This window comes from Candidatus Erwinia dacicola (assembly GCF_001756855.1).
In the GTDB taxonomy this organism is placed as follows: Bacteria; Pseudomonadota; Gammaproteobacteria; order Enterobacterales; family Enterobacteriaceae; genus Erwinia; species Erwinia dacicola.
The window spans coordinates 1-7,415 of sequence record NZ_MAYS01000161.1; the positions used below are offsets into that span (position 1 = coordinate 1).

Here is a 7,415-nt window from a genome sequence, read left to right on the forward strand (position 1 = left end):
TGCTGGGATAACGCCCCTATGGAGCGGTTCTTCCGGAGCCTGAAGACCGAATGGGTGCCGACGAAGGGCTATAACAGCTTCAGCGAAGCCCAGGGCGCGATAATCCGCTATATAACGGGATATTACAGCGCTATCAGGCCCCATTGGTATAACGGTGGTCTGACGCCCAACGAATCTGAGCGGCTGTACTACTTACAGTCTAATGCTGTGGTCAGTATTAGTTGATACAGTCTTTGAAAAATAAGACTTTCAATAACACGAAAGGCTAACTCATCAATATCTTTGCAACAGTGCCATTTACACCACCTTGACGGACTAGACCCGCTTTTCCGGTTCGCCCGTTAGCTATTAATAGACTTGACGGACGTCGACGCGCAGCTCTTTCGGCACTTCAAACACGATATTCTCTTCGCGGCCAATCAACTCGACAGCATCGACGCCGCCCAGCTCATTGAGACGCTGAATCACCTGCTGCACTAGAATATCCGGCGCGGAGGCACCGGCGGTCACGCCAACACAGCCGACGCAGCGCACCCACTCTTCCTGAATATCATCAGCCGAGTCGATCAGGCGCGCCAGCTTACCGGCACTCTGTGCCAGCTCCGCTAGGCGGTTAGAGTTTGAGGAGTTCTTCGAACCGACCACCAGCACCACGTCCGCATCGCGTGCAAGCATGCGCACCGCTTCCTGACGGTTGGTGGTGGCGTAGCAGATATCGTCCTTGCGCGGGCCAACAATCTTCGGGAAGCGCTCACGCAGGGCGTCAATCACTTCGTAGGTATCATCCACTGACAGCGTGGTCTGCGTCATAAAGCACAGGTTATCTTCATCCTTAACCTGTAGCTTCCAGACATCCGCAGGCGTTTCAACCAGATACATGCCGCCCTTCGGATTGCTGTACTGCCCCATGGTGCCTTCCACTTCCGGGTGTCCAGCATGACCAATCAGGATAGCCTCGGTGCCTTTTCGGCTGGCGCGCGCCATTTCCATATGCACTTTGGTCACCAGCGGACAGGTGGCATCGAACAGCATCGTCAGGTCGCGTGCTTTGGCTTCCGTACGCACCGCCTGGGAGACCCCGTGCGCAGAGAAGATCAGGATCGACGCGTTCGGCACTTCACCGATATCTTCAATAAAGATTGCCCCGCGCTCGCGCAGGCTGTTCACCACGTAGCGGTTATGCACCACTTCGTGACGCACATAGATCGGCGCACCGTACATTTCCAGCGCGCGCTCGACAATACTGATAGCACGATCAACGCCTGCGCAGAAACCGCGCGGGTTAGCTAACAGGATCTGCATTTCTAGTTTTCAGTACCGAAGCGATCTCCAGCACTTCTACGTCAAAGTGAATGGTCTGCCCGGCAAGCGGATTGTTGAAATCCACGGTGGTGGAATCCCCGGAGGTCTCACGGATCACCCCCGGCATTTCGTTACCGTCCATGCCGCTGAACAGCATGATGGCGCCGATGTCCGGCTCTCCAGCCTCAATAAAATCGCGGCGCGAGAAGTACTGCACCAGATCCGGGCTGACACCGCCAAACGCGTGGACCGTTTCCAGCGCGAACGCCGCTTTCCCGCCAACCGGCAGGCCCAGCAGATGGTTTTCCAGCCCCTCTGACAGGCTGCCATCGCCGAGGCAAAACAGCGCAGGTTTACCGTTGCTGCGCGTTGACTCTGCCGTGGAACCATCCGCCAGCTTTAAGGTGAAATGCACCAGCACTGCGCTGCCATGCTGTACAGAATCAGTCATGCCTTATCCTTTATTCTTAGCCTGTTTGCTGGCCGGGATGATAAACCCTTCCAGCACGATCAGCGCGGCACCAATACAGATACCGCAGTCGGCAATATTAAACGTGGCGAAGTGCCACTCACCGACGTAGAAGTCGATGAAGTCCACCACAAAGCCATGATATGCCCTGTCGAACAGGTTACCCGATGCGCCACCTACAATCAGCGCATAGGCGATGTTATTCAGTTTATTGCTCGCTGCCGTGCGGTACATCATCACCAGCAGCACTACCACAATGGCAATGGCAATGCCGGCGAAGAACCAGCGCTGCCAGCCACCTTTATCGGCGAGGAAGCTGAATGCCGCGCCGTAGTTGTGAGCATAAAAGAAGTTGAAGAACGGCATCACGGATATCGATTCGTGCAGCACCAGATTATTCATAATCCACTGCTTGCTGGCGAAATCGATGCCAATCACCACAATCACCAGCCACAGCCAGCGTAATCCGGTTGAGAGAACAGACCTGTTCATCATGCAAACTTACGCTGTTCGCCGCTGCCCGCGACGTTAGAGGCACAGCGGCCACAGACGTCAGCGTGTTCAGCGATGTCGCTAGTGTAATGCCAGCAGCGTGGGCATTTCTTGCCATCTGCTTTATGCAAGGCAATTTTCAGACCTTTCACCACCTCGCTCTGCTGCGTTTCATCCGTTGCCAGAGCGTAATCCGCCACCTGTGCACCGGAGGTCAGCAGCACAAAGCGCAGCTCTTCACCTAGGCTGGTCAGCTTAGCAGCCAGCGCGGCATCGGCATACAGCGTGACGCTGGTTTCCAGCGAGCTACCGATACGCTTATCGGCACGCGCCTGCTCGATCACCTTGTTGACTTCGCCGCGCACTTTCAGCAGCTCCGCCCAGTAGGCATCGTTCATCGGTTCGTTATCCGCTAGGCTGAACAGCCCGTCGAACCACTCTTCGGTGAACACATACTGGCTACGTTTACCAGGCAGGTAGCCCCAGATCTCATCCGCAGTGAAGGACATAATCGGCGCCATCCAGCGCACCAGCGCTTTTACGATATACCACAGCGCGGTCTGGCAGCTGCGGCGCGCCAAACCATCGGCTTTGGCGGTGTACTGGCGATCTTTAATGATATCTAGGTAGAAGGAGCCCATTTCGACCGAGCAGAACTGCATCAGGCGCTGGACCACTTCATGGAAGTCATACGCTTCATAGGAGGCAACGATATCGTTCTGTGCAGCCAGCGCGCGGCCAACAGCCCAGCGGTCAACCACCACCATCTCTTCCGGTTTCACCATGTCGGTTTCCGGATTGAATCCCGCGAGGTTGGCCAGCAGGAAGCGCGCGGTGTTACGGATACGGCGATAGCTATCGGCAGAGCGCTTGAGGATCTCGTCGGAAACCGCGATCTCGCCGGAGTAGTCGGTTGATGCCACCCAAAGGCGCAGAATGTCAGCGCCCAAATTGTTCATCACGTCCTGCGGGCTCACGGTGTTGCCCAGCGATTTGGACATCTTGCGGCCTTGGCCGTCGACGGTGAAGCCGTGGGTCAGTACCTGGCGATAAGGCGCTTTGCCCTTCATCGCGGTCGAGATCATCAGCGATGACATAAACCAGCCGCGGTGCTGGTCAGAACCTTCCAGATACATGTCCGGGGTATGGCTACCAAACTCTGGGCGTGCATCCACTACCGAGTAGCTAGTTGAACCGGAGTCAAACCACACGTCCAGCGTATCCTGCACTTTGACGTAGTTATCCGCGTCGGCACCCATCAGATCGTGTGGATCGAGATCCCACCACGCCTGAATGCCGTCCTGCTCTACCCATTTGGCGACTTTCTCCATCAGCTCCAGCGAGTCCGGGTGCAGCTGCTCGGTGTCTTTATGCACGAATAGCGACATCGGCACGCCCCAAGTACGCTGACGCGATATGCACCAGTCAGGACGGTTGGCGACCATCGATTCGATACGCGTCTGGCCCCAGTTTGGGCTCCACTGCACGCCTTTGATCTCTTTCAGCGACTGTGCACGCAGGCCTTTCTGATCCAGGCTGATAAACCACTGCGGGGTAGCACGGAAGATGATCGGGGTTTTGTGACGCCAGCAGTGCGGGTAGCTGTGATGCAGTTTCTCCACATGCAGCAGCGCATCCTTTTCACGCAGCAGTTCAACAATCAGGTCGTTGGCTTTAAAGACGTTAACCCCGTCAAGGCTAGGGTAAGTGCCCGGCAGGAAACTGCCGTCCGGGCTGACCGGATTCGCCACTTCGATACCGTATTTCTGCCCGATGACAAAGTCGTCCGGGCCGTGGCCTGGCGCCGTGTGTACCGCACCGGTACCCGCATCCAGCGTCACATGCTCACCCAGCACCACCGGGGAAGCGTGGCCGAGGAACGGGTGCTGGAAGCCCATCAGCTCCAGCTCTGCGCCTTTCACTTCGCCCAGCATGCTCCATTCGGCAATACCGGCACGCTTCATTACGCTGTCGACTAGGTCTTTCGCCAGGATAAGCGCACGACCGTCGATCTGGACCAGTTGATAATCAAACTCAGGGTGCAGGGAGATAGCGCGGTTTGCCGGCATGGTCCACGGGGTGGTGGTCCAGATCACAAAGGCAATCGGGCCGTTGACCGTAGCAGCGCCAAATTTGGCGGCAACCGTGTCTTTATCAACGGCGTTAAAAATCACGTCGATAGACGGTGATGTTTTGTCGTAATACTCCACTTCCGCTTCTGCCAGCGCAGAGCGGCAGTCTAGGCACCAGTGCACCGGCTTAGCGCCTTTGTGCAGATGGCCATTACCGATAATTTTACCCAGCGCACGGATGATGTTCGCTTCGGTGTTAAAGTTCATCGTCAGGTAGGGGCGATCCCAGTCACCGAGCACGCCAAGGCGGATGAAGTCCGCTTTCTGCCCTTCAACCTGCTTTGCGGCATAGGCACGGCAGGCAGAGCGGAACTCAGCGGCACTGACTTTCTCGCCCGGCTTGCCGATCATCTGCTCAACTTTGTGCTCGATAGGCAGACCATGGCAGTCCCAGCCCGGAACATAAGGTGAGTCATAGCCTGCCATGCCTTTAGACTTAACGATAATGTCTTTCAGAATCTTGTTAACTGAGTGACCAATATGAATACTGCCGTTAGCGTAAGGAGGGCCATCGTGCAGGATAAAGGTTTTTTTCCCTTTTTTGGCTTCGCGGATGATGCAGTACAGCTTGTCATCATACCAACGTTGCAACATGCCCAGTTCGCGTTTGGCCAGATCGCCACGCATTGGGAACTCCGTTTCCGGCAAATTCAGGGTATATTTATAGTCACTCATCAGATTCTCGGTTCCGTATGTCGGTTCTGTTTACACTTAAACCGATGCGTTCAGCCCAAAAAAGCGGCGGGCAGTAAGCACATCGTTAGCAATTTGTTCTTTCAGCGCATCAAACGAGGAAAAACGCTGCTCGTTACGCAGTTTGTCACGCAACACCACTTCAATATGGCACCCATACAGGTCCATCGATACGTCCAGCAGGTGCACTTCCAGCTGCTGACGAAGTCCGCCTATTGTGGGACGCATGCCGATATTGGCCACACCGGGAAGCGGTTTATCACCCAGCCCCAGCACTTCAACAGCGTACACCCCTTTCACCGGAGAGACCGTGCGCTTAAGCGGCAGGTTAGCGGTAGGGAAACCGATCGTGCGGCCCAGAGCATCGCCATGCACGATACGGCCTGAAATGCTGAAAGGACGCCCCAGCAGGACGTTAGCCAGTGCTAGATTGTCATCTGACAGCGCGTGGCGAATCGCAGTACTGCTGATTCGCTTACCGTCATCGCAAAAGGTCTGGGTACCAATGACATCAAAGCCATACTCGACGCCAGCCTTCTGTAATAACAGGAAATCACCCCGGCGACCAGCGCCAAAGCGGAAATCATCCCCGACGGCCAGAAACTTTACATCCAGCTTATCGACCAGCAGATCGGTGACAAAACTTTGTGCCGTATGGGCAGCAAAGCGGCGGTCAAAGCGCACGGACAGCACGGCATCAACGCCCGTCTGCTGGAGGTAGCGCACTTTCTCGCGCAGGCGCGTCAGGCGTGCCGGGGCCTTATCCGCTGCAAACAGCTCCAGCGGTTGAGGTTCAAACAGCATTACCATTACCGGCAAGTTGCGCTTACGCCCCTCTTCGCACAGCTGTGCCAGCAGCTCCTGATGGCCGCGATGTACGCCATCGAAGTTGCCGATGGTCAGTACGCAACCGCAATGCTGCTCTCTAAGGTTATGTATGCCGCGGATAAACTTCATGGCTGGCTCAAATTTGTGGAAATCGGCGGATTATACCTTGTACAGCTAGGAAGGTTAACCCGTGATTCATCACTTTCATGCTATACCCGCGCCATTTCGTTCAGTATGGTGCTAATCCTGAGTGTATTGATATTTTTCTTGTGATTGAGCTGTATTCGCCATGCCGAAGCTGATAGAATCCTGCGCCATCGAAAGAAACGTAACCAAGTGCCATTGTTTCATTGGCGCTTATTTGCACAAATCCATTGACAACCGAAGGCGAAAAGGGCACATTCCTCAGCCTTTGAATTGTCCTCATAGAACTATTTGGGAGTTGGACCTTGGCTAATATCAAATCAGCTAAGAAACGCGCTGTAACGTCTGAGAAACGTCGTAAGCACAACGCTAGCCGTCGTTCAATGCTGCGTACTTTTATCAAGAAAGTTTGCGCGGCAATCGCTACTGGCGATAAAACTGCTGCGCAGAACGCATTTAACGATATGCAACCAATTGTGGACCGTCAGGCAGCTAAAGGCCTGATCCACAAGAACAAAGCTGCACGCCATAAAGCTAACTTGGCTGCACAGATAAGCAAACTAGCTTAATGTCAGCTTGTTAATCGAAATTTAATAAAGAAACCGGCTTGGCCGGTTTCTTTATGCCGAAAATTTAGCAAACCGATCAGGAATCCCAAATCGCACCATGGGCCGCCACCCTGCACGCTTTACAGCCCCCGACAACATAGTCCGTCATCTTACGATCAGCGATGCTGATTACCACCTCCGCCCCGCTCTCTTCTACCCTCTGTAACGTCAACTGCAGCAAATCAGGTTTACCGTGTGCATCAATATCCCAGATCAGCACGTCAGGCTGAATACGAATGATTTTATCAACAAAACAGTCGCCGTAGGTCAGACGCGGATTACGCGTCGACCAGATTAAGCGCCGGGATTTGCCTAGTGCAATCAGATGCGGCAGCAGCGGGCCAATACCGCTGCCGGTGGCAACGTACACTACCGAGTGAAAAATTTTCCCTACGCCCGGCGTCGGCAAACCTTTAAACCACACCTGATCCGGCGGCGAATCGATAAAACGCCCGGTCTAGTCACCCGGCGCGCGAGATCAGCATGCGGCAGCCCAGGCCGCTGCCGAGGGGAATGTTGGCAAAGGCGTGCCACTCATCCAGCGGCTCGCGATTGATAGCAAATGACGAGTCGGGGAAAGTAACCAGCGGTGGTGCTCTGACGGCTTCGAGTCCACCGGTGATAATGGGGAAAAACTGCGTGTAACGTTCGCGCTGGACTGTTGCGACAGAAAAGCCATAGACTGACTGGGCAGCGAGTACCGGAGACTACGACAAGTTCAAGTAACCGTTTCTGTTTGTACTGACT

The 7,415-nt window shown here is 54.8% G+C and carries 8 protein-coding genes and 1 pseudogene; 3 read left to right on the forward strand and 6 right to left on the reverse strand.

Annotation, left to right across the window (positions count from 1 at the left end; genetic code table 11):
* The coding region (locus tag BBW68_RS04925; RefSeq protein WP_070134256.1) for an integrase core domain-containing protein at positions 1–225 on the forward strand (225 nt) is incomplete at its 5' end.
* A gap of 123 nt (positions 226–348) precedes the next feature.
* Here the strand turns inward: BBW68_RS04925 and ispH are convergent.
* Genes ispH through ribF form a run of 5 tightly spaced genes read right to left on the reverse strand, consistent with a single transcriptional unit; the run spans position 349 to position 6,045 of the window.
* Entirely contained in the window at positions 349–1,302 is a 954-nt protein-coding gene (gene ispH, locus BBW68_RS04930) for a 4-hydroxy-3-methylbut-2-enyl diphosphate reductase (RefSeq protein WP_070134257.1), read from the reverse strand.
* Entirely contained in the window at positions 1,283–1,753 is a 471-nt protein-coding gene (gene fkpB, locus BBW68_RS04935) for an FKBP-type peptidyl-prolyl cis-trans isomerase (RefSeq protein WP_070134258.1), read from the reverse strand. The genes ispH and fkpB overlap by 20 nt, the downstream gene beginning before the upstream one ends.
* A gap of 3 nt (positions 1,754–1,756) precedes the next feature.
* Entirely contained in the window at positions 1,757–2,266 is a 510-nt protein-coding gene (gene lspA, locus BBW68_RS04940) for a signal peptidase II (RefSeq protein ID WP_070134259.1), read from the reverse strand.
* On the reverse strand, positions 2,263–5,070 hold the full coding sequence (ileS, locus tag BBW68_RS04945; RefSeq protein ID WP_070134260.1) for an isoleucine--tRNA ligase: 2,808 nt from the start codon (positions 5,068–5,070) through the stop codon (positions 2,263–2,265). The genes lspA and ileS overlap by 4 nt, the downstream gene beginning before the upstream one ends.
* A 36-nt stretch (positions 5,071–5,106) precedes the next feature.
* On the reverse strand, positions 5,107–6,045 hold the full coding sequence (gene ribF / locus BBW68_RS04950; protein WP_070134261.1) for a bifunctional riboflavin kinase/FAD synthetase: 939 nt from the start codon (positions 6,043–6,045) through the stop codon (positions 5,107–5,109).
* 320 nt (positions 6,046–6,365) lie between these two features.
* On the opposite strand from ribF, the gene rpsT reads away from it, so the two are divergent.
* Entirely contained in the window at positions 6,366–6,629 is a 264-nt protein-coding gene (gene rpsT / locus BBW68_RS04955; protein ID WP_070134262.1) for a 30S ribosomal protein S20, read from the forward strand.
* A 76-nt stretch (positions 6,630–6,705) separates the two neighbouring features.
* On the opposite strand, the gene BBW68_RS04960 is transcribed toward rpsT, so the two are convergent.
* Positions 6,706–7,092 (reverse strand): ferredoxin reductase domain-containing protein, encoded by a 387-nt coding sequence (locus BBW68_RS04960; protein WP_070134263.1) that lies wholly within the window; start codon positions 7,090–7,092, stop codon positions 6,706–6,708.
* 145 nt (positions 7,093–7,237) lie between these two features.
* Here BBW68_RS04960 and BBW68_RS17640 point away from each other — a divergent pair.
* A pseudogene (locus BBW68_RS17640) lies at positions 7,238–7,382 on the forward strand (IS3 family transposase); the annotation flags it as partial.
* Between the last annotated feature and the right edge of the window lie 33 nt (positions 7,383–7,415).